Origin of the sequence: Flavobacterium sp. LAR06 (assembly GCF_041946075.1) — a bacterium.
In the GTDB taxonomy this organism is placed as follows: domain Bacteria; phylum Bacteroidota; class Bacteroidia; order Flavobacteriales; family Flavobacteriaceae; genus Flavobacterium.
This window is the reverse complement of sequence record NZ_JAUTYT010000006.1, coordinates 1-23,161: the sequence shown is the minus strand read 5'-3', so window position 1 is coordinate 23,161 and position 23,161 is coordinate 1. Positions and strand designations below refer to the sequence as shown.

Genomic DNA, 23,161 nt, shown 5'->3' with positions numbered 1-23,161 from the left:
ATCATGCCAGTAAAAATTTTAATGGTTTGTTTGGGAAATATTTGCAGATCACCTTTAGCAGAAGGAATTCTGGCTTCTAAATTACCAAAAGACAATTTCATAGTTGATTCCGCTGGAACAGGATCCTGGCATATAGGGCATGCACCTGACAAACGCTCAATTGCAGTTGCTCAAAAAAACGGTTTATGTATTGACAATCAAAAAGGAAGACAATTTAAAACTTCAGATTTTGATGAATTCGATTATATCTATGTTATGGATAATTCGAATTACCGCGATGTCATTCATCTTGCCAAAACACCTGAACATAAAGGAAAAGTTTATCTTATTTTAAACGAATTATTTCCGGGCGAAAATGTAGATGTTCCAGATCCTTATTTTGGAGCAGTAAATGGTTTTGACAACATTTACGAAATGTTAGACGAAGTTGCTGAGATCATTTCTAAAAAACTTATCGAAAAACATTCTTAACTCATCAATATTTCAATTATTTGGCAACTAATAATTGAATTTATTTCATTTTATAATCTATAAAATAAATCACATGAAACTTCTAGGAAAACTATATTTAATTCCAACAACAATGGGTGAAAGCGATCCGATGGATGTTTTGCCACAAACCGTAAAAAGAAGCATCGATTTTATAGATCATTATATAGTTGAAAACGAAAAAACGGCCCGAAAATCAATAAAAGCAGTTTCCCCTGAAAAAAAACAATCCGAACTAATTCTTTTCACGCTTAATAAACGAACTGAACCAAGCGAACATTTAGACTTCATAAAACCTTTATTAGAAGGAAAAAATGTTGGATTAATGAGTGAAGCTGGCTGTCCAGGAGTTGCAGATCCAGGTGCAGTAATTGTAAAATTAGCACATGAAAAAGGAATTCAGGTAGTACCTTTGGTTGGACCCTCTTCTATTTTATTAGCCATGATGGCTTCTGGAATGAATGGACAAAGTTTTACTTTCAATGGCTATTTACCAATTGATAAAGACGAGAAAAAATCGGCATTAAAACATTTTGAAAAATTATCTCAGGACAAAAATCAATCTCAGATTTTTATCGAGACACCATATAGAAACAATAAATTAGTTGAAGATATTCTGCAAATTGTAAACCCTTCAACACATCTTTGTATTGCAACTGATATTACATTACCAACAGAATTCATTAAAACAATGCGTATTTCAGATTGGAAAAAATTAAAAGTTGATTTACATAATCGACCAACCATTTTTATTATTCATAAAATGTAATTGTAAATATTCTCTTTTTTTATTAATCTGCATTTCTATAATCTAGTTTTTTTTTTAGTGTATCGTCAACTATTTTTTTTCTTATTAAAAAACAAATAACCAAGTACATTTTCCTCCAAAAAAAACAGCACCAAAACCACGTTTAATTAACAATCAATAAAGACAATTTTAACTCTTCTATATTAGTATAAGAATTATTTTTATCTGATTAAAAAAAATTGTTCAAAGCCTTAAACTTTAATGATTTAACAAGAAATCCATCATCAAAAAGGGGAAGAAAAAAAAGAAGCCTTCATATACTTTAAATCATTAAGATTAACCTAAACTATTAATAATTTAAAAAATAAAATATCATGAAAACATTTCTTTTATTTTTATCTTTTTTTAGTTTAACGGCAAACTCTTTTTCTCAGGGTGAAAACTCTGAATTAAAAGAGGGCGAAATTAAAATGGACGAACTGCCTGCAGTTGTAATTAAAAGCGCAGGAAAAGACTTTTCTGTTTACTTGCCTGACAGAAATCCAGATGCACATGTTATTGCACTTCAGCAAGAGTTTATTTCTTATAATTTAGGAAAAGACTATGAAGGCTTTGATTCTTATTTAGTAGTCTTAGAATGCCCAAAAGGCTCTTTATCTGCAACCTATAATCACAAAGGAAAATTAACTAGCGTAGTTGAAAATTATGAGAATGTAAAGCTTCCTGCTAAAGTAATTTACGCCATCTACAAAGAATATCCTGGTTGGACCATAGTAAAAGACAAATTTCTTTACACCCAAGAAGAAGGCGATATCAAAAAAAAGGAATATAACCTGAAAATCGCAAAAGACAATACTGTTCGTAAAATTGTTGTCAAACCAAACGGTGAAATTGTAAAATAAGAACAAATCCAAAAACAAAAGACATTAAAAGACAGTTTTCTTTTAATGTCTTTTTATGTTTTAAAAAAAATAAAAACCCATTTTATTTTAAAAAACAATTACTTTTATTAATACAATTTCTGTAAATATAATTATGAGTAAACTTCCGAATATAACGACTAGTATTTTTACGGTAATGTCTAAAATGGCAGCCGAATATTATGCAATTAATCTTTCCCAAGGATTTCCAAATTTCCCTGTTGATGAAAGATTAACCGATATTCTGGCAAAATTATCTAAAGGAAATGTGCACCAATATACACCAATGGCAGGTTATCCGCCTTTGATGAATCAGATTGCAAAATTAATTCAAAGTTCATATAATAGAAGTATTAATCCTGATCTAGAACTTTTGGTTACTGCCGGAGCAACTCAGGGAATTTTTACAACAATTTTAGCTTTGATAAAAACTGACGATGAAGTTGTTATTCTGGATCCGAGTTATGATTCATATGAATCTCCTGTTTTACTCTGTAATGCAAAACCGGTTCGTGTTGCTTTAAATGACGATTACACACCCAATTGGGAAACAATTGAAAAAGAATGTACATCAAAAACTAAGATGCTTATCATCAATAACCCACATAATCCGACAGGAAAAATTTTGACAGAAAATGATTTTTTAGAACTTGAAAAATTACTTTCAAAATTCCCGGAGATTATAGTCTTATCTGACGAAGTTTATGAATACATCACTTTTGAAGAAAAACATATTTCAGCCCATACCAAAGATTTTCTTTTAAATCGTTGCATCATGATTTCTTCCTTCGGAAAATCATTTCATATTACAGGCTGGAAAATTGGCTATACAGTCGCACCGGAATATTTGATGAAAGAAATCAAAAAAGTACATCAGTTTTTGGTTTTCAGTGTTAACAGTATTTCCCAGGTTGCTATCAGTCAATATTTGGATATTGTAGATGTGAATTTGCTTGGAAAATTCTATCAGGAAAAACGTGATTACTTTCAAAAACTCCTTAAAAACAGCCGATTCGAGTTAAAACCTTGCGAAGGAACTTATTTCCAAGTGGCTTCTTATGCCAATATTTCTGACGACGAAGATGTGACATTTTGTAAAAAACTAATTACAGATCATGGTGTGGCCGCCATCCCTATTTCAACTTTTTATTCAGATCATAAAGATCAAAAATTAATACGTTTTTGTTTCGCCAAAGACAATCCTACATTAGAATCAGCAGCAAAAAAATTGTGCGATATATAAATTTTATCAAAATTTTATAACATTATTATGCATGCATCCTATTATTTTAATTAATATTGTAAAAAAAGAAAAGTATGAGCTATACAGATAAAATGTTACGTGACGATGCTTTAAAGGGCAAAGTTATTGTAGTTACAGGCGGTGGAAGCGGTTTAGGAAAAGCAATGACTAAATATTTCTTAGAATTAGGTGCTCAGGTAGCAATTACTTCCAGAGATTTAGATAAGCTAAAAGCAACCGCTATAGAACTTGAAACTGAAACTGGCGGAAAATGTTTGCCTCTTCAATGTGATGTTCGTCATTATGAAGAAGTAGAAAATATGCTTCAGGCAGTTTTGAAAGAATTCGGAAAAGTAGATGTTCTTTTGAACAATGCTGCCGGAAACTTCATTTCACCAACAGAACGTTTATCTGCAAATGCATTTGACACTGTTATTGACATTGTATTAAAAGGTTCTAAAAACTGTACACTTGCCTTTGGTAAACATTGGATTGATACTAAACAAACATCGGCAACGATTTTGAATATTGTTACAACTTATGCATGGACAGGATCTGCTTACGTGGTTCCAAGTGCTACTGCAAAAGCGGGAGTTTTAGCCATGACAAGAAGTTTAGCAGTAGAATGGGCAAAATACGGAATCCGTTCTAACGCCATTGCTCCGGGACCATTCCCTACAAAAGGTGCGTGGGACAGATTACTGCCAGGAGATCTTGCAGAAAAGTTTGATATGGCAAAAAAAGTACCATTAAAACGTGTAGGTGATCATCAGGAATTGGCCAATTTAGCAGCTTATCTAGTTTCTGATTTTTCAGCTTACGTAAACGGAGATGTTATTACAATTGACGGTGGTGAATGGTTAAAAGGAGCCGGACAGTTCAATTTACTGGAAGCAATTCCGGAAGAACTTTGGGATCAGCTTGAAATGATGATTAAAGCAAAAAAGAATAAATAATTTTACGTGCTTACTAAATTCAGAATATTTTTATTAAAACTATACTGATTGCACTAAATCCCGATGGTATTGCTGTCGGGATTTTTTTTATCATTTTTACCATATAAGTAATATAAATTCAGTTAAATAATACTTTGTTTAAACATCTGTTTGCTTAATTTTACTTATATTACTTATATGGTTTAAATAAATAATATGCTTATACAATTCACTTAAATTATTATTTTTGCCAGACAAATATATAATATCAAATTTATGCTCATTATTGGACTTGCAGGAGGAACAGGAAGTGGAAAAACGACAGTAGTACATCAGATCATGACTGAATTACCCGACACCGAAGTTGGCGTAATTTCTCAGGATTCGTACTATAAAGAAACAACCAATTTGTCATTTGACGAAAGAGCATTAATTAATTTTGATCACCCAAGATCGATTGATTTTGAACTATTGGTAAAGCATCTTAAAGCGTTAAAAGCAGGCGAAACAATTGATCAGCCGGTTTATTCTTTTATACAGCATAACAGAACTGACGATACCGTATCGACACATCCTAGAAAAGTAATGATTGTTGAAGGTATTCTAATCTTAACCAATCCGGAGTTAAGGGAACTTTTTGATATCAAAATTTTCGTTCATGCAGATTCTGACGAAAGATTAGTTCGTCGTTTAAAAAGAGATATTTCAGAACGCGGTCGTGATATCGACGAGGTTTTAAATCGTTATCAAAACACTTTAAAACCTATGCACGAGCAATTTATCGAGCCATCAAAAGCTTTTGCGGACATCATTATTCCAAATGACAAATACAATACCGTAGCAATTGATGTGGTTCGTGCCGTAATTAATCAGCGAATTTTATAATTTTTATTGTAAATTTAGTCCATAATAATTAAGAGCTGTTTCCCGCTCTCGCCTTTATCTTTTTATGGCAGAAAAAGCCATAAAAAGGATACCGGCTCCATCGGGGCTAGAAAGACGGCTCAAAATTCTAATACACAATCAGTTACTGAAAATGAAAATAAAAAATCCATATAAAGACAAATCATGGTTTAAATTCCTGGGTAATAAATATGTTTGGGTGTTGCTGTTTTTTGTTATTTGGATGTTATTTTTAGACAATTACTCCTATTTTGATCATCGTTTTTTAGACGGGCAAATCAATGAATTACAAGACAATAAAAAATATTATCAGGAAGAAATAAAGAAAGACCAGGAACAGATCAAGCAACTTAAAAATCCTGAACAAATAGAAAAATATGCTCGTGAAAAGTACTTTATGAAAAAAGACAGCGAAGATATTTACATCATCCAATTTGAAGGAGATACCATTCAAAACAAAGAATAATTAGAAAAAACACCCAATGGCCACTACCCTGTTCGACGATTTTAATCCGATTTCATCCAAACAATGGAAACAAAAAATTCAGTTTGAATTAGATGGAGCCGAATACAACCAAACCGTAATTTGGAATTCTCCGGAAGATATTCAGGTTAAGCCTTTTTATCACAGAGATGAATTTTCAAAAGCGGCAGCCGTAAAAACGGAGGCTTCCAATTTTAAAATCTGTCAAAATATTTTTGTTTACGACATCGAGAAATCGATTCAAAGAGCCATTAACACAATTGAAAGAGGTGCTGAAAGTTTACGTTTTACAATTGAAAACGAAAAAATAGACATTGAAAATTTATTGGAATCACTTCCTTTAGAAAACCGAATCGTTTACTTTAATTTGAATTTTATTTCAATCGATTTCGTAAAAAAATTAGACACTATTTCTTTACAAAAAAAAGCTATTTTTTACTGCAATATTGATCCGATTGGACATTTTGCACGAGAAGGAAATTGGTTTCCAACTACAGACAAGAATAATTTTGAGACGATTGAAAATATTGCAAAAGCAACTACAAACCTTTCTTTACTAAGTATTGATCTGGGTTTATATCAAAATGCCGGAGCCAACATTACACAACAAATTGCTTACAGTTTAGCACACGCAAACGAATATTTAAATCGTTTGCCAAACATTACAAAACCTTTTGCATTTCAGGTTTCTGTGGGAACTAATTATTTCTTTGAAATTGCAAAACTTCGCGCTTTACGAATGCTTTTTAAATTAATTGCCCAAGAATATAATCCTGATATCGAATGTCATTTATTGGTTACGCCAACCAAACGAAATAAGACGATTTACGATTACAATGTCAATATGCTTCGTACTACAACCGAATGCATGTCGGCTATTTTAGGTGGTGCTGATTCTGTTGCAAATCTCCCTTATGATTCATTATATCATAAAGACAACGAATTTGGAGACCGAATTGCACGAAATCAATTGCTTGTTTTAAAACATGAAAGTTACTTTGACAAAGTAGATAACCCCGCCGATGGAAGTTATTATATTGAAAGTTTAACAACGCAATTAGCAGAAAAAAGTTTGACACTATTTAAAGATATTGAAGCAAATGGAGGTTTTCTGAAACTTTTGAACGACGGAACAATCAAAAAGAAAATTCAGGAAAGTGCTGCTAAAGAACAAGAGTTATTCGATTCTAAAAAAGAAGTTTTACTAGGAACAAATAAATATCCAAACAAAGAAGACAAAATGAAACACGATTTAGAATTGTTTCCTTTTGTAAAAATAAAACCAAGAAAAACATTAATTACACCCATAATAGAAAAAAGATTAGCTGAGAAACTGGAACAAGAACGCTTAGAACTTGAATAATCTTTTTCAAAGTAATTAATAACCCAACAAACGAAGTGTCTCCATGATAAGAAAAGACCTTAAACATATTAATCTGGATAGCCAAAAGTTAAAAATTGAAAGTCAAAAGTCAGACATTTTAACCGATAACTTTTTTACTGCTGAAGGTATTGAACTTAAAAAAACATACTCTCAAAAAGATCTTGAAAATTTAGAATTTCTTGATTTTGGGGCTGGCTTTGCGCCAAATTTACGCGGGCCCTATGCAACTATGTATGTAAGACGCCCGTGGACGATTCGTCAATATGCAGGATTTTCAACTGCTGAAGAAAGTAATGCTTTTTACAGAAGAAATTTAGCTGCCGGACAAAAAGGACTTTCAATTGCTTTTGATTTACCAACCCATCGCGGCTACGATTCAGATCATGAACGAGTAATTGGCGATGTTGGAAAAGCAGGTGTTGCGATTGATTCTGTTGAAGATATGAAAGTATTGTTTGATCAGATTCCTTTGGATGAAATGTCGGTTTCAATGACAATGAACGGAGCCGTTTTACCTATTATGGCTTTTTACATTGTTGCAGCAGAAGAACAAGGTGTTGCTATCGGCAAATTATCAGGAACTATTCAGAATGACATTTTGAAAGAGTTCATGGTGCGTAATACCTATATTTACCCACCAACACCATCAATGAAAATTATAGCGGATATTTTTGAATTTACGAGCAAAAAAATGCCGAAATTCAATTCTATTTCAATATCGGGATATCATATGCAGGAAGCAGGTGCAACTGCCGATATTGAATTGGCTTATACCTTAGCAGATGGTTTAGAATATATTCGAACCGGATTATCAACCGGAATGACAATTGATGAGTTTGCTCCTCGCCTTTCTTTCTTTTGGGCTATCGGTATGAATCATTTTATGGAAATTGCCAAGATGAGAGCGGGCCGAATGATTTGGGCAAAATTAATTCAGCAATTTAATCCAAAAAGCGATAAATCATTAGCATTAAGAACCCATTGCCAGACAAGTGGATGGAGTTTAACAGAACAAGATCCTTTTAATAATGTAGCCCGAACTTGTATTGAAGCGACTGCTGCTGCTTTTGGAGGAACACAATCTTTACATACCAATGCACTTGATGAAGCCATTGCTTTACCAACAGACTTTTCAGCAAGAATTGCCCGTAATACACAAATTTTTCTGCAGGAGGAAACTAAGATAACTAAAACTGTTGACCCTTGGGCCGGAAGTTATTATATCGAAAGTTTGACCAATGAAATCTTAGAAAGTACCTGGAAACTTATTGAAGAAGTTGAAGAATTAGGCGGAATGACAAAAGCCATAGAAGCAGGAATTCCAAAACTTAGAATTGAAGAAGCAGCAGCAAGAAAACAAGCCAGAATTGACAGCGGACAAGATATTATTGTGGGTGTCAATCAATTTAGATTAGAAAAAGAAGATCCGTTACATATTCTAGATGTTGACAACCAAATGGTTCGTAAGCAACAAATTGAACGTCTTGAAGAAATAAAAGCAAAAAGAGATACTGAAAAAGTAAATCAATCACTGGAAAAATTAATTCATTGTGCCAAAACCGGTGAAGGAAACTTATTGGAAATCGCAACCGAAGCAGCTCGCGAAAGAGCGACATTAGGTGAAATCAGCGATGCTCTGGAAAGTGTTTTTGGCAGGTACAAAGCGCAAATTAAATCCTTTAGCGGTGTGTATAGTGCAGCAATAAAAAATGACGAAAATTTTAAAAAGGCTAAACAACTAGCGGATGCCTTTGCAAAACAAGAAGGAAGACGTCCCAGAATTATGATTGCCAAAATGGGACAAGACGGGCATGACAGAGGTGCAAAAGTAGTTGCAACTGGCTACGCCGATGTAGGTTTTGATGTTGATATTGGTCCACTTTTCCAAACTCCGGCTGAAGCTGCTAAGCAAGCCGTCGAAAATGATGTCCATATTTTGGGAGTTTCTTCTTTAGCCGCAGGACACAAAACTTTGGTTCCGCAGGTTATCGAAGAACTTAAAAAACACGGCCGCGAAGATATAATGGTTATTGTAGGCGGTGTTATACCAGCTCAAGACTATCAATACTTATTTGATGCCGGTGCAGTTGCCGTCTTTGGACCAGGGACAAAGATTAGTGAAGCAGCAATTAAAATCTTAGAAATATTAATTGATTAAAATAAATCCTCCTAAAAAATTAGGAGGACTTATTATTTAAAATCATTTCATACTGAATCCATTCGGTTTTTTGGGTAAGATTTGAAGTCCTTTCATTATGTGTTTTTTTACATTGCCTAAATATAGTCTCCTTCCCCGGCTATAGGACATAATTACCTTTCTCCGTATTTATTTTCCCTTTTTTTCCAAAATAGAATCTAATAATTCTCCCGCAAACACGTAAAATAAAAAAATACGTGTGCGCACACGAAAATTTTATATATTTGTGTGCACGAACACATTTTTTTCTACTATACTAATACTCACCATCATTTTTCATTAAATATAAAGACCATGTTACTAAACCGAAATTTACTACTGTCCCTCCTGTTTCTATTATCCATAGGAGCTTTGGCACAAAAAAAAACGTACAAACCAGACAACAAAATCTATAAAAAGGATTGGATAGATTTTAATAAAAACGGAAAAAAAGATATCTATGAAAATCCTCATGCAAAGCTAGAAGATCGTGTCGAGGACCTATTGTCACAAATGACTATGGACGAGAAAACCATGCAAATGGTAACTCTTTATGGTTACCAACGAGTTTTGACCGACCCGCTTCCAACTGACCAATGGAAAACGAAAATCTGGAAAGATGGTGTTGCTAATATTGATGAACATTTAAATGGTTTTAGAGGCTGGGGAGTTGAGCCACAAGACAATCCAAATGTTTGGCCAGCATCAAACCATGCTTGGGCGATTAATGAAGTACAGCGTTGGTTTATCGAAAATACCCGTTTAGGAATTCCAGTTGACTTTACTAATGAAGGGATTCGTGGTATAGAAAGCTACAAGGCAACTAATTTTCCAACACAATTAGGAATTGGACATACATGGAATAAAGACCTGGTATTTAAAATAGGAAATATTACAGGACGAGAAGCCCGTATCTTAGGTTACACCAATGTATATGCTCCAATTTTAGATGTGGGACGTGATCAACGATGGGGACGTTACGAAGAAATTTACGGAGAATCCCCTTTTTTGGTAGCTGAACTGGGTATCCAGATGACCAAAGGGTTACAAAACAATTTTCAGGTTGCAGCCACTGCTAAACACTTTGCCGCCTATAGTAATAACAAAGGAGCTCGTGAAGGATTTTCTCGTGTAGATCCTCAAATATCTCCTCGTGAAGTAGAAAATATCCATTTATATCCTTGGAAACGGGTCATTCGAGAAGCAGGACTTTTGGGCATCATGAGTTCTTATAATGATTATGATGGTGTTCCCATACAAGGTTCTAAATACTGGCTAACAGATAAATTACGAACAGAAATGGGCTTTAAAGGATACGTCGTTTCAGATAGTGATGCTGTAGAATATATGTATGAAAAACACCGTACCGCCGAAAGTCCTAAAGATGCAATTCTTCAGGCTGTCAATGCAGGTTTAAATGTGCGCTGTACATTTCGCTCACCAGATAGTTATATATTGCCTTTACGTGAACTTATAAAAGAAGGCAAGATTACCGAAACACTAATTAATGAAAGGGTTCGTGATGTACTGCGAGTGAAATTTATAATAGGTATTTTCGATAACCCCTATATAAAAGAACCTAAAAAAGCCGACGAAATTGTTTATAATAACGAAAATAGAAAGATAGCTTTGCAAGCTTCGAGAGAGAGTATTGTCCTTTTAAAAAATGAAAAGAATGCACTCCCTTTAGACCGATCCAAAATAAAAAAAATAGCTATATCTGGTCCAAATGCCGATGATGCTGCCTATGCCTTAACGCATTATGGTCCTGTTGCGGTGGATGTAACAACGGTGCTACAAGGAATTAAAAACAAACTCGGAAAATCAGTCGAAGTATCTTATACAAAAGGATGCGATATTATCGACAAAAATTGGCCGGAATCAGAAATAATCGAATTCCCACTAACTCAAGAAGAACAAGCTGAAATTGACATAGCAGTGAAACAAGCCAACGAAGCTGATGTAGCTATTGTAGTGCTAGGTGGTAATGGAAAAACTTGTGGGGAAAATAAATCCAGAACAAGTTTAGACCTTCCGGGCAGACAATTAAAATTATTACAAGCCATTTATGCTACCGGAAAACCTGTTGTCCTGATCATCATTAGCGGTCGTCCGCAAAGTATCAACTGGGCAGATAAATATATCCCTGCAATACTAGCTGCATGGTATCCAGGTTCTGAAGGTGGTCAAGCTGTAGCCGATGTCCTATTTGGCGACTATAATCCTGGTGGTAAACTTACCGTTACAGTTCCTAAAACAGTGGGACAAATTCCATTAAATTTCCCCTATAAACCTGCTTCTCAAATTCCAGCCGGACCGGCGGGCGTAAACAATCCTTTATATCCTTTTGGTTATGGGTTAAGTTATACAACTTTCAAATACAGCAACCTTAAAATTTCTCCATTAGTTCAAACCAAAGAAGGCAATATCACTGTAAGTTTTGATGTAACTAATACAGGAAAACGAGAAGGAGATGAAGTTGTACAAATGTACTATCGCGATTTAGTAAGTAGTGTAACTACCTATGATCTAAATATGCGAGGGTTTGACCGAGTGAACTTAAAGCCAAATGAGACAAAAACGATTGTTTATGCATTAAAACCAGAAGATATTCAATTGTTAAACCAAGATAACAAATGGGTTGTAGAACCTGGTGAATTTAAAGTCTATATTGGTGCATCTTCTACAGATCTAAAATTGGAAGGAAAATTTGCGATTGCAGAAAGAGATAAAACAGAAGAAATACTGGCTAAGATTTCTACTGACAACAGAATACAAAATTATGTTCAGCCGTCTACAAATGAATCTAATAAATCAAAAATGTTCGATAAAAACTTAAAAACTTTCTGGACGGCCAAAGAAAAAAATGTTTCAATAGATTTTCAACTGGAAAGTAATGTCACTCCAAAAGAAATTGAAATCGCATGGGAAAAAGGAAACGAGTTAAAATACAAGTTTGAAGTTCAACTTTCCTGCGGTGGAGGACAATTTATTTCTATGTTCAAGGGCGAAAGTTCGGGCAAATCTCTGGAAATAGAAAAATACCCAATAAATACCTGTACTGCAAGTATATTACGCATTATTTTTTTTGGGAACAATAAAGATGATGTAACAAGAATTTCAGAAATTTCTCTAAAGGAATTGAAAAACTAAACTATTCTCTATCAAAAATTCCAGAGACCTGGTTTTACGAAAGACTGAAAATATTATTTATAACAAAAAAACCTGCAATCTCTTGCAGGTTTTTGTAATGTTCTTAACTAGGGAAATTACATCGAGTGTATCGTCGCGTTACTATCTGCCTCAATATAAGAGAGATCATAACCGCCAAAGGCTTTCATATAACTTCTTAATGAAGTTCCATAAGCATCTCTAAAATACCTATTCCCTTTATTTTTAAAGAAGTTTTTCACTGATCCGGCGCCACCAAGATGTGCAGCCGCTAAAATTCCGGATTCGGTGATGGCAATACCGTTTATGATTTTGCCTTCGTACCTTTGGATTTCATTTCGCAAAATCCATTTATTTTTAGATAATAGCGCAATAAATGCCTTTTCTTGCAAAGCTGGATCTTTTAAGAATGCCTTTCCACTGCGAACACCAATCGATCTCAATGCCTGAGGACCAAATTGATATTTGCCCATGTAACCAAGTGAATTTACCAAACGGTATTTTCCCTGAGACTCTTTAAAAGCAACTGCTTCTTTAAAACCGATTAGATGATTTCCCGTGTATGGGACGTTTAATTTGTTTGATTCAGGATAATCATCCTTATCTAACGATGGAAATAAGTATTCTGATCCATCTGTTTTTTCTATTAAAAACCAAGGTTTGGTTTCTAGATTAAAGGGTTTAAAACCCAAAGTTAAAAATGTAATAATAACGACTAAACTCGCATAAAAATACCATTTCTTTATCATAAATTGTTTTTCTTCAAAACGCTGTCACCCTCTTGAAATTTCTACGGTGCAAAGATAATAAAAACAAAACAATGCTGACAACCAGTAACTTAACCGATTTTAAGAATTATAAAATTGCGCTTGATCCCTTTAATGATACCCTTTTAGAGCATAAATCGAAGATTTCAAATCTGCTTTAAAAGCGCTAAAAAATAAATTTCAAAAACATCATTTTTATCAAATTTTTAGCAATTTTGTTAAAATAATAATACTTAACTTACAATATTTACGATTTGTTTACAGATAAATAAATGACATTTAACCTGAATTTTACCTTTTTAAATTTAAAAAGGCCTTATATTCCATTCTTTTACTTTTTAAAACTTCAAAAATTAATTCAAATGGAAATTTACAAATGATCACCTTTCTTACAATAATGAAACCACCAAAAACAAAAAAACCGAAGCTTTTACGCTTCGGTTAAATTTTATAAAGTATTTAAAAACTATCTTGTTACACCTTGGCTAGCAATCCAGTCAGAATATTTTTTTGCATTTACATTGTGTTCTGCTAAAGTTGAAGCAAATTCATGATATCCAAAACGCTCAACACTAGCACAAAAATAGATATAATCATTTTTCTCAGGATTCAAAACAGCTTCAAGAGCCGTAATATCAGGCATTGCAATTGGTCCTGGAGGCAACCCAATATTTACATAAGTATTATAAGGAGATTTCATTACCAAATCATTATAGAATACTCTTTTAATAACCTGATCGAAATTATTATCTCTTAATTTTAATGCATAAATTACTGTTGGATCTGCTTGCAACGGCATTGCTAAACGTAAACGGTTTAAATACACTCCTGCAATTCTAGGCCTTTCGTCTTTTTTAACTGATTCTTTATGAACAATTGAAGCTAAAATAGTAACCTGAACTGGTGTTAAACCTTGTTCTTTTGCTTCTGCAATTCTTTTATCTGTCCAGAAATTGTGATATTCTTTGATCATTTTATCACGGAATTTTTCTGCAGAGGTATTCCAATACACTTCATAAGTATTGGGAATAAACATGGCGAAAACATTATCTTCATTAAAACCATTCGCTGCCATGAAAGTCGAATCTTTAATCGCTTTCATTAGAGATAAACTATCAGCTTCGATTTCAGAACCAACTCTTCCCGCAAAATTCTCTAAACGCTCCTGATTGTTAAAAGCTAACTTAACTGGAACATTAGAACGCATTGCACGAACCAAATCGATATTATTCATGTCTTTTTTAAGTAAAAAACGACCTGATTTTACGTTTTCAGGATAGCTTCTTTTATTCGCTACCATTTCGAAGTTTTCGAAATTCTTAATATGAGGTTCTAATATCTTTTTAACATCGGTATAATTTGCACCAGTTGGAACATAAACATAAAGTTCTTTTTCCTCAAATTTTGTGTTGGCGCTAAAAATTCTGCTGATCAAAATAAATCCGTAAATCATTAAAACTGAAATTACGGCTACAGCAGTTATCGTGATAATTTTTTTTAAGCTCAAAGTCTAAATTTTAAATTTGTTTGTTAATTAACTGGTACATTGCTTCGTCTTGATAGTGGTTATTCAGCAAAATCCAATCTTTTTTAATTCCTATTTTCTCAAAACCAAATTTAGTAAAAAGAGCTATACTTGCTACATTTTCGACACTAATATTTGCATAGAGCTGATGTAAATTTAAATTATAAAACGCATATTTAATTAAAAGTTCTAATGCTTCAGAACCAATATTCTGTCTTTTATTTTCGTCCTTTTGGATAACGATTCCAACACCCGCTTTATTATTCTTGGGATCAAATTCAAATAAATCAATTAATCCAATCGCAGGAAAATCTTCATCCTGACAAATAGCCAATCGCAATTGTTTTGCCTCATAAATATCCTGATGTGCATTTTCAAGATATTGGCGAACCAGAAAACGACTATATGGAGTGTAAGTATTGCTAACTTCCCAAATTTTTTGATCATTTTCCATCGCATACACAAACTCTAAATCATTAGGTTCTAATGCACGCAGATAGATATTTTCTCCTTTGAGTGTTATCATTATAATTTTAGATTATTGAATTTAGATTTTAGAAATTAAATTTCAATACTGCCTTTGAAAACAAATTTTGCCGGACCAGTTAAGAAAACATTGGTAAAATGATCTCCCATTTTATCAAAAGAAACATTTAGCTTTCCTCCTTCAACATTTAAATTGATAGATGTTTTATCCGTTTCTCCAATCGCATTCATTGCAATTGCAACAGCTGTTGCTCCAGTTCCACACGCTAAAGTTTCATCTTCAACACCTCTTTCGTAAGTACGAAGTGAAAAAGTATCATCATCAATTTTCTTTACAAAATTGACATTGCTTCCCTTTTCTCCATATAATTCTCCATAACGAATCGATGCTCCATTATCTTTTACATTATAGTTTTTCAAATCTTTAACAATCTGAACATGATGCGGAGAACCTGTATTCAAAAAAGTATAAGAATCTTTCTTTTGTATCTCATCAACATCGATCATCTGTAAAGAAACAATGGCATCATTTCCAACAGAAGCGTGATGCAAACCATCAGTTGCCATAAAAATTGCCTGATTATCGATAACACCCAACTGATTTGCAAAAGCTACTAGACAGCGACCTCCATTACCACACATCGAACTTTCGTTCCCATCAGAATTGTAATAAACCATTCTGAAATCAGTATCCGAATCATTTTCTAGTAAAATAAGTCCATCAGCGCCAATGCCAAATCGTCTGTCGCATAAACGTACTATCAGTTGAATATCTTCTTTTGGGAAAAAATTAGTACGATTGTCAATCATTACAAAATCATTCCCGGTACCTTGATATTTATAAAATTCTATTTGCATTTTTAGTCTATTAATAAGTACAAAAGTACGAACTATTAATTAATGAAATGTTAATCATTGTTAAAGAGCGTTAAACCATTTTTTGAAATAATTTTTTCCTTTAATTTTACGTTAGTAACTTAAACATAAATCCTAATTATGAAAAGATTTTCAAGCTTATTTTTAGTGTCCCTACTAAGTGGTACTACTACACTTGGTGCTTACAAATTATTATTTGATGGCAACAATTCTTTTTTTGGAAGAGAAAATTCTGTTGTTACTTTAGCCCCCAATTCATTTGGCAGAAATGTTGCATTATCAGCTGAAACAGTTGATTTTACTGCTGCGGCAGACAAGACAATCCATACTGTTGTTCACGTAAAAAATGTTTCAAGAAGAACAGTCAGTAATCCGATGATTGAATTTTTCTATGGATATGGTGGTCAACAGCAACAGGAACAAGTAGGAACTGGTTCTGGGGTTATTATTTCTGAAGATGGATATATTGTGACCAACAATCACGTAATTAAAGATGCTTCTGAAATTGAAATTACCTTAAACAACAAGAAATCATATGCGGCAAAATTAATTGGTACCGATTCAAAAATGGACATCGCCCTATTAAAAATCAATGCCGATGAAAAACTACCTTACACTGCTTTTGCCAATTCTGACAATGTAAAAATTGGAGAATGGGTTTTGGCAGTTGGAAATCCCTATAACTTAACTTCTACCGTAACTGCGGGAATTGTTTCGGCGAAAGCCAGAAATTTAGACACCAGCGGAATTCAATCATTTATTCAGACTGATGCCGCTGTAAATCCGGGAAATAGTGGTGGAGCGTTAGTAAATACGAGAGGAGAATTGATTGGAATTAATACGATGATTTCGTCAATGACTGGTTCTTATGTTGGATATTCATTTGCAGTCCCATCTAATATCGCTAGAAAAATCATTGAAGATATCATGGAATTCGGAAATGTTCAAAGAGGTATTCTAGGTGTTGAAGGTGGTGAATTAAATAGTACTGCATCAAAGGAATTAGGTATATCTCAAACGCAAGGATTCTATATCAGTAAAGTTTCTAAAAATTCAGGAGCAGAGAAAGCTGGGCTTTCAAAAGGAGATATTATCGTAAAACTAGATGATCAAAACATTGCAACTTATGCTGATCTTTCAGGTTACATTAACACTAAACGACCAAACGATGTTGTCAAAGTTACTTATATGAAAGATGGACAAACGAAAACTGTTCCGGTAACTTTAAGTAAAAATGAATTCTTTAGCACTGAGTTTAAAGGAATAGAATTAGAAAATATCGATGCCGCTGACAAAAAGAAATTCAGAATTGATTATGGTGTAAAAATTAAAAACATAACCAATGATAATTTAATGCAATATCAAAATGAATTGCAAGGCAATATTATTTTAAGCATCGATAATGTTAAAGCAACAAATGTTGAAACCGTTTCGAAACTGTTAAGCAAAAAAGACGAAGGACAAAGTGTCCGCATCGAAATGATAAATAGAAATGGAGAAATCTTCAGAATAATTATTTAGTCACTCTTATTAGTCACAGTTTTCAGCTAAAAAAATAAAAACTGTAGCTAAGACTGAAAACCCTTAAAGCCATCTTAAGAAATTAAGGTGGCTTTTTATTTTCAAAAATAAATCACAAAATAGTTTACGAAATCGATTGAAATAGATACTTTTGCGCCAAATTTTAAAATAGTGAGCATTTTATTTTTTTCAATTTAATCAATTATGAGTAAAAAATCTTTGTACCAAAAAGAGGTATCATTACAAGTCGACCGAAGAAGAGCTGGTGTTGAATTAATAAAAGTCATAAGCGATTTATGGTATGACAAATCCATCGAAATGGTTTTATTTAAAAATCAATTATTGGATAAAAATGTCAGTGACATAATCAATTTGCATCAATATGCAGGCGAATTCGTAGGCAAACCTATTAGTGTTTTTGATTCAGTTGAAATTGCAAAAGTAATTTTGTCTTTAGATTTTCCACCTGCAAAATTAGATTTAGGAAAACTTACCTACGAATATCTTTTAGAAGAAGAAAAATATCCTGATGCAAGATATTTTGTGATGGAAAAGTTGAAAAAAGCCAAATCAACGAAAGAAATTCAACCGAAAGATGTTGTTTTATATGGCTTCGGGAGAATTGGACGTTTGCTTGCCAGAGAATTAATGTCAAAAACCGGTAAAGGAAACCAATTGCGTTTGAGAGCAATTGTAACCCGTGATAAAAGTGATGCTGCAACTTTAGAGAAACGAGCTTCTTTATTGCGTTACGATTCAATTCATGGAGATTTTCAGGGATCTGTTACTGCTGATCCAAAGAATAACGCTTTAATCATAAACGGAACTACCGTTCATATTATAAATGCCAATACGCCGGAAGAAATAGACTATACACAATACGGAATCAATGATGCTTTAGTTATTGATAATACTGGTGCTTTTACTACAGAGGAAACACTAAAAAGGCATTTAACTTCAAATGGAGTTAGCAAAGTTTTATTGACAGCACCTGGAAAAGGGGTTCCGAATATTGTTCACGGCGTTAACCATAATGAATATAATCCTGACGAAATAAATATTTTTTCTGCAGCATCATGCACTACAAATGCCATAACACCCATTTTAAAAGCAGTTGAAGATACTTTAGGAGTTGCTAAAGGTCATTTAGAAACCATTCATGCTTATACAAACGATCAAAATCTGGTTGACAATATGCATAAAAAATACCGCCGTGGAAGAGCTGCTGCACTAAACATGGTTATTACCGAAACTGGTGCCGGAACTGCAGTTGCAAAAGCAATTCCATCCCTTGAAGGAAAATTAACTTCAAATGCTATTAGAGTTCCAGTTCCAAACGGATCGTTGGTGGTATTAAACTTAGAAGTTAAAAAAGCTACCTCTATAGCAGCAATCAATAAAATAATGAAAAAATACGCTTTAGAAGGTGAACTTGTGGAACAAATTAAATATTCCTTAAATAATGAATTGGTTTCTTCTGATATAGTAGGAACTTCTGCTCCATCAATTTATGATAGCAATGCAACAATTGTTTCTAAGGATGGAAAAAACATCGTTCTTTATATTTGGTACGATAACGAATATGGCTACAGTCATCAAGTAATCCGTTTAGCAAAGTATATTGCTAAAGTGAGACGTTTTACTTATTATTAATATAAAACCAAACCAACCATTCTTAAGACCATCAAGTTTTCTTGATGGTTTTTTGTTGTTTTAAATTGGAAGAACTGTCGTGCTTTTTACCTCTGAAATCACAAAAACAGTGTTGATTAGAGAAACCTCAGGCAAGATCGATAATTTTTTTTGATGAAAATGATGATAGCTTTCCATATCAGGAATAATGATTTTAAGCATATAATCAAAATTACCAGAAACGTAATTACATTCCACAACTTCCGGTAAATTAAGAATGGATTGATTAAACCCTTCAGAAGTATCGTAAGTCTGTTTTGTTAAGGTAACCTGACAATAAACCGTAAGATTATTTCCGAGTTTTTTCTTGTTCAAAATCGAAACATACTTCTCTATAACCCCCTCTTTCTCAAGACGTTTAACCCTATCATGAACCGGTGTAAGGGACAGATTTATTTTATTTGCAATGTCCTTTAAAGTATAATGGGCATTTTCCTGTAAAAGTCGTAAGATTTTTTTGTCAATTTCATCTAAAGCCATAACGAAAACGTTTTCTTTAATTAGTAAAATTTAGTCTTTTTTTCTCTTTTTAGAATTACAAACCTATTCAAAAAGAATATTTTTCTGTAAAAGTATAAAATAAAATAATATTTTCTTATTTACAAGACGAATATCAATAATATATTCTCTATCAGTAGCTTTGTAAAACAAATTCAAGAAAAAAACAAAAAAATATAACAAGATGATAATAGGTGTTCCAAAAGAAATCAAAAACAACGAAAATCGTGTAGCATTAACACCAGCAGGTGTTTCTGAAATGAAAAAACATGGACATACAGTTTATGTTCAAGCAACTGCAGGTATAGGAAGTGGATTTAGCGATGATGAATATACAACTGCGGGAGCGGTAGTTTTAGGAACTATTGAAGAAGTTTATGCTATTGCAGAAATGATTATTAAAGTAAAAGAACCAATTGCTTCTGAATATCCTTTAATCAAAAAAGATCAATTGCTTTTCACATACTTTCACTTTGCTTCATCTGAGCCATTAACACATGCAATGCTTGAAAAAGGGGCGATTTGTTTAGCTTATGAAACAGTTGAAAAAGCAGACCGTAGTTTACCATTATTAGTTCCAATGTCTGAAGTTGCAGGTCGTATGGCAATTCAACAAGGAGCAAAATATCTTGAAAAACCATTAAAAGGAAGAGGAATTCTTTTAGGTGGTGTTCCAGGTGTACCGCCAGCTAAAGTATTAGTTTTAGGTGGAGGAATCGTAGGAACTCAAGCTGCAAAAATGGCTGCTGGTTTAGGAGCACAAGTAACTATTATGGATTTAAGTTTGCCACGTTTACGTCAACTTGACGATATCATGCCAGCAAACGTAAATACAGAAATGTCAAACCATTATAATATCACAAGAGCAATTAAAGACGCAGATTTAATTGTTGGTGCAGTATTAATTCCAGGAGCAAAAGCACCTCACTTAATCACTCGTGACATGCTTAAATTAATGCGTCCGGGAACTGTTGTTGTTGACGTTGCAGTAGATCAGGGAGGATGTATCGAAACTTGTACACCTACAACACACGAAAACCCAACTTTCATTATTGATGATATCGTTCACTACTGTGTAGCTAATATGCCAGGTGCTGTACCTTACACTTCAACTTTAGCTTTAACAAATGCTACTTTACCTTATGCTGTACAATTAGCAAACAAAGGATGGGAAAAAGCTTGTAACGAAAACGAAGAATTGAAAAAAGGATTAAACATCGCTAACGGAAAAATCCTTTATAAAGGAGTTGCTGAAGCTTGGAATCTTCCTTTTAACGAAGAATTAGTGTTAGCAAACGCATAGGCTAACATTATAATAAGTGCTTACTAAAACACTATTCAAAAGGTTTTTCAATTAAGAAAGACCTTTTTTTTGAGCATAAAAAAAACCTGTCATAAAATAATGACAGGTTTTACTTTATAGGTAAATAGAAAAACTATTTTTTCTCAATTTTCTCGATTTTCTCGTCTAAAACTTCTTGCAACACTTTTGCCTCAGTTCCATTAGGAAAACTAACTTTAATTTTCTGAGCTATTGTCGGGGCAATTTCGGTAATCGCTTTTTTATCATATGATTCTCCTTTGTTAATGTGCCATCCGTAAAAAATAGCAGGCACATGAGTATCATAGCTATATGGAGTTCCATGCGAAGTTCCAGTAACCGAATATTCCATATCCCCAGGTTTATTGATTATAACCATATCCCCATCCTGAGTAACATCATATCCTTTAGCAACAAAATTCAAATAATAATCATTTCCGGAATTAGCTAAAATTTCTTCTTCTGTATAGACTTTCTTAATCTGTGGTAGTGAAATCATGTAATCTTTAAAAGCTTGTTTTACTTTTACTAAATCCAAACCTTTATCTTTAATTATTTGTTTATTAAAGAAGATATTGAAATTAGAATAATTTAAAAGCAGATCAACACCAAAAGTTTTTACAGAAAAATCCTGAAGATTTTTCCTAAAGTCTTTTGACGGATAATTATCGACATTGTATTTACGATCTTTTAAATAAATAACATTTTCAGCACCTGCATGATCTGCTGTTAAGAAAAGCAAATAATTGCCTTTTCCGACCCTTTTATCTAAATACGCTAAGAAATCAGCAATCGTTTGATCCAATCTTAAATAAGTATCCTGAAGTTCCATCGAGCGCGGTCCTAATAAATGTCCAACATAATCTGTTGATGAAAAACTAACTGTTAAAAAATCAGTGATATTATCCCTTCCTAATTCTTCTTTTTCGATAGCTTTTTTAGCAAACTCAGCTAATAAATCATTACCAAAAGGAGTAGCTCTTATTACACCTGCATCATTTTTTTCATACATTGTTTTCAAATCATATGGAAAAACGGGTGCTGCACTACCGTATAATTTACCTTCATAAGGATTGTTATCCGGTAGACTCTCATTGTATGTTGAAGCTGATTTATACAAATCCCAACCTTTATTAATATAGGACATATAATGTTTCTCATTATTAAACTGAGTTACCCATTCAGGCAATTTTTCGCCATAAAAAGTACTCGAAATAAACGAACCCGTTTTACTATACCAAAAAGCCCAGTTTGCAAAATGTCCTGCTGGTAAAATTGCACCACGATCTTTAAGACTCATTCCAATAACTTTACCTTGAAAATTAGTAGCCATTCTTACTTCATCCGTAATAGTAGTACTTTGAAGATTTTTAGGAGACATTGCCCCTTCTTCGGCTGTTCCGTCACCGACCGTCTTTACCCCAGCATCATCTGTACAATATATTTCTTTTCCAGTAGTTCTGCTAAACCATTCGTTACCAACAATTCCATGCGTTGCTGGCGTCGTCCCTGTATAAATTGAAGCATGCCCCGGAGCAGTATAAGTTGGCATATAATTATAATGCATATTTTGAAAAGTATATCCATTATTCATTAATTTCTTAAAACCATTTGGCGAAAAATCATCAGAAAACCGATATAAATATTCCATTTTCATTTGATCGACTACAATACCTACAACCAACTTAGGGCGTTGTTGAGCACTTAAATTTGAGATAACAAACAATGTCAACAATACAATACTTTTTTTCATAATTAAATTATAATATTTAGACAAAAATACTGATTCACATTTAAAATGGCTAACCGAGGCTAAATTAAAACCCAAAATTGATTTTTATTTAACACAAACAAGATGGCATATTGTTGAAAGAATACATATGATTAGGGCGTTCCTTCCGGGTCAGGCTGTGCGCTATATCACCAATTAACAAAAACTACGGCAAAAGAGCCTTGTTTTTCTAAATCCAGAGATACCGCTCCCCTCCCTAACGCAGCCTACGATAAACTCGAAGAGCTTTT

The 23,161-nt window shown here is 33.3% G+C and carries 19 protein-coding genes; 13 read left to right on the top strand and 6 right to left on the bottom strand.

What is annotated here, in order from left to right; genetic code table 11:
* Window positions 1-3: 3 nt before the first annotated feature.
* From Q7C23_RS09865 to Q7C23_RS09820, 10 genes are all read left to right on the top strand, one after another.
* Window positions 4-471 (top strand): low molecular weight protein-tyrosine-phosphatase, encoded by a 468-nt coding sequence (locus tag Q7C23_RS09865; RefSeq protein WP_375032367.1) that lies wholly within the window; start codon window positions 4-6, stop codon window positions 469-471.
* 73 nt (window positions 472-544) lie between these two features.
* Window positions 545-1,258 carry an SAM-dependent methyltransferase gene (locus Q7C23_RS09860; RefSeq protein ID WP_230716612.1) on the top strand — a complete coding sequence of 238 codons (714 nt, stop codon included), beginning with the start codon at window positions 545-547 and terminating at the stop codon, window positions 1,256-1,258.
* 353 nt (window positions 1,259-1,611) lie between these two features.
* Window positions 1,612-2,139, top strand: a complete 528-nt coding sequence (locus Q7C23_RS09855) for a hypothetical protein (RefSeq protein ID WP_375032366.1) — start codon at window positions 1,612-1,614, stop codon at window positions 2,137-2,139.
* Between the two features lie 133 nt (window positions 2,140-2,272).
* Window positions 2,273-3,400, top strand: coding sequence for a methionine aminotransferase (locus tag Q7C23_RS09850; RefSeq protein ID WP_375032365.1), 1,128 nt, complete (start codon window positions 2,273-2,275; stop codon window positions 3,398-3,400).
* A 74-nt stretch (window positions 3,401-3,474) separates the two neighbouring features.
* Window positions 3,475-4,356, top strand: a complete 882-nt coding sequence (locus tag Q7C23_RS09845; protein WP_375032364.1) for an SDR family oxidoreductase — start codon at window positions 3,475-3,477, stop codon at window positions 4,354-4,356.
* Window positions 4,357-4,611: 255 nt separating this feature from the next.
* Window positions 4,612-5,220, top strand: a complete 609-nt coding sequence (gene udk, locus Q7C23_RS09840) for a uridine kinase (RefSeq protein WP_072973231.1) — start codon at window positions 4,612-4,614, stop codon at window positions 5,218-5,220.
* 151 nt (window positions 5,221-5,371) lie between these two features.
* Window positions 5,372-5,704, top strand: a complete 333-nt coding sequence (locus Q7C23_RS09835) for a septum formation initiator family protein (RefSeq protein WP_375032363.1) — start codon at window positions 5,372-5,374, stop codon at window positions 5,702-5,704.
* 16 nt (window positions 5,705-5,720) lie between these two features.
* Window positions 5,721-7,085 (top strand): methylmalonyl-CoA mutase subunit beta, encoded by a 1,365-nt coding sequence (locus Q7C23_RS09830; protein ID WP_375032362.1) that lies wholly within the window; start codon window positions 5,721-5,723, stop codon window positions 7,083-7,085.
* A 43-nt stretch (window positions 7,086-7,128) separates the two neighbouring features.
* Window positions 7,129-9,264 carry a methylmalonyl-CoA mutase gene (gene scpA / locus Q7C23_RS09825; RefSeq protein WP_375032361.1) on the top strand — a complete coding sequence of 712 codons (2,136 nt, stop codon included), beginning with the start codon at window positions 7,129-7,131 and terminating at the stop codon, window positions 9,262-9,264.
* Window positions 9,265-9,597: 333 nt separating this feature from the next.
* The gene (locus tag Q7C23_RS09820) at window positions 9,598-12,435 is read left to right on the top strand and encodes a glycoside hydrolase family 3 C-terminal domain-containing protein (protein WP_375032360.1); all 2,838 of its coding nucleotides are present in this window, start codon (window positions 9,598-9,600) and stop codon (window positions 12,433-12,435) included.
* Between the two features lie 116 nt (window positions 12,436-12,551).
* On the opposite strand, the gene Q7C23_RS09815 is transcribed toward Q7C23_RS09820, so the two are convergent.
* The 4 genes from Q7C23_RS09815 to dapF form a co-directional block, all read right to left on the bottom strand.
* A complete protein-coding gene (locus Q7C23_RS09815; RefSeq protein WP_375032359.1) occupies window positions 12,552-13,202 on the bottom strand; it encodes a peptidoglycan-binding protein LysM in 651 nt (216 codons plus the stop codon).
* A 484-nt stretch (window positions 13,203-13,686) separates the two neighbouring features.
* Window positions 13,687-14,727 (bottom strand): endolytic transglycosylase MltG, encoded by a 1,041-nt coding sequence (mltG, locus tag Q7C23_RS09810; protein ID WP_375032358.1) that lies wholly within the window; start codon window positions 14,725-14,727, stop codon window positions 13,687-13,689.
* 10 nt (window positions 14,728-14,737) lie between these two features.
* Window positions 14,738-15,271 (bottom strand): GNAT family N-acetyltransferase, encoded by a 534-nt coding sequence (locus tag Q7C23_RS09805; RefSeq protein ID WP_375032357.1) that lies wholly within the window; start codon window positions 15,269-15,271, stop codon window positions 14,738-14,740.
* Window positions 15,272-15,306: 35 nt separating this feature from the next.
* Window positions 15,307-16,089, bottom strand: coding sequence for a diaminopimelate epimerase (gene dapF, locus Q7C23_RS09800; protein ID WP_375032356.1), 783 nt, complete (start codon window positions 16,087-16,089; stop codon window positions 15,307-15,309).
* Between the two features lie 138 nt (window positions 16,090-16,227).
* Here dapF and Q7C23_RS09795 point away from each other — a divergent pair, with 138 nt between their 5' ends.
* Together Q7C23_RS09795 and Q7C23_RS09790 are read left to right on the top strand one after the other, a co-directional pair.
* On the top strand, window positions 16,228-17,628 hold the full coding sequence (locus Q7C23_RS09795; protein ID WP_375032355.1) for a S1C family serine protease: 1,401 nt from the start codon (window positions 16,228-16,230) through the stop codon (window positions 17,626-17,628).
* A gap of 204 nt (window positions 17,629-17,832) precedes the next feature.
* A complete protein-coding gene (locus Q7C23_RS09790) occupies window positions 17,833-19,281 on the top strand; it encodes a glyceraldehyde-3-phosphate dehydrogenase (protein ID WP_375032354.1) in 1,449 nt (482 codons plus the stop codon).
* A 60-nt stretch (window positions 19,282-19,341) separates the two neighbouring features.
* Here Q7C23_RS09790 and Q7C23_RS09785 read toward each other — a convergent pair whose 3' ends face one another.
* The gene (locus Q7C23_RS09785) at window positions 19,342-19,800 is read right to left on the bottom strand and encodes an Lrp/AsnC family transcriptional regulator (RefSeq protein WP_041516998.1); all 459 of its coding nucleotides are present in this window, start codon (window positions 19,798-19,800) and stop codon (window positions 19,342-19,344) included.
* Between the two features lie 202 nt (window positions 19,801-20,002).
* On the opposite strand from Q7C23_RS09785, the gene ald reads away from it, so the two are divergent.
* A complete protein-coding gene (gene ald / locus Q7C23_RS09780) occupies window positions 20,003-21,121 on the top strand; it encodes an alanine dehydrogenase (RefSeq protein ID WP_375032353.1) in 1,119 nt (372 codons plus the stop codon).
* Window positions 21,122-21,254: 133 nt separating this feature from the next.
* On the opposite strand, the gene pafA is transcribed toward ald, so the two are convergent.
* The gene (gene pafA / locus Q7C23_RS09775; protein WP_375032352.1) at window positions 21,255-22,892 is read right to left on the bottom strand and encodes an alkaline phosphatase PafA; all 1,638 of its coding nucleotides are present in this window, start codon (window positions 22,890-22,892) and stop codon (window positions 21,255-21,257) included.
* Window positions 22,893-23,161: the final 269 nt, after the last annotated feature.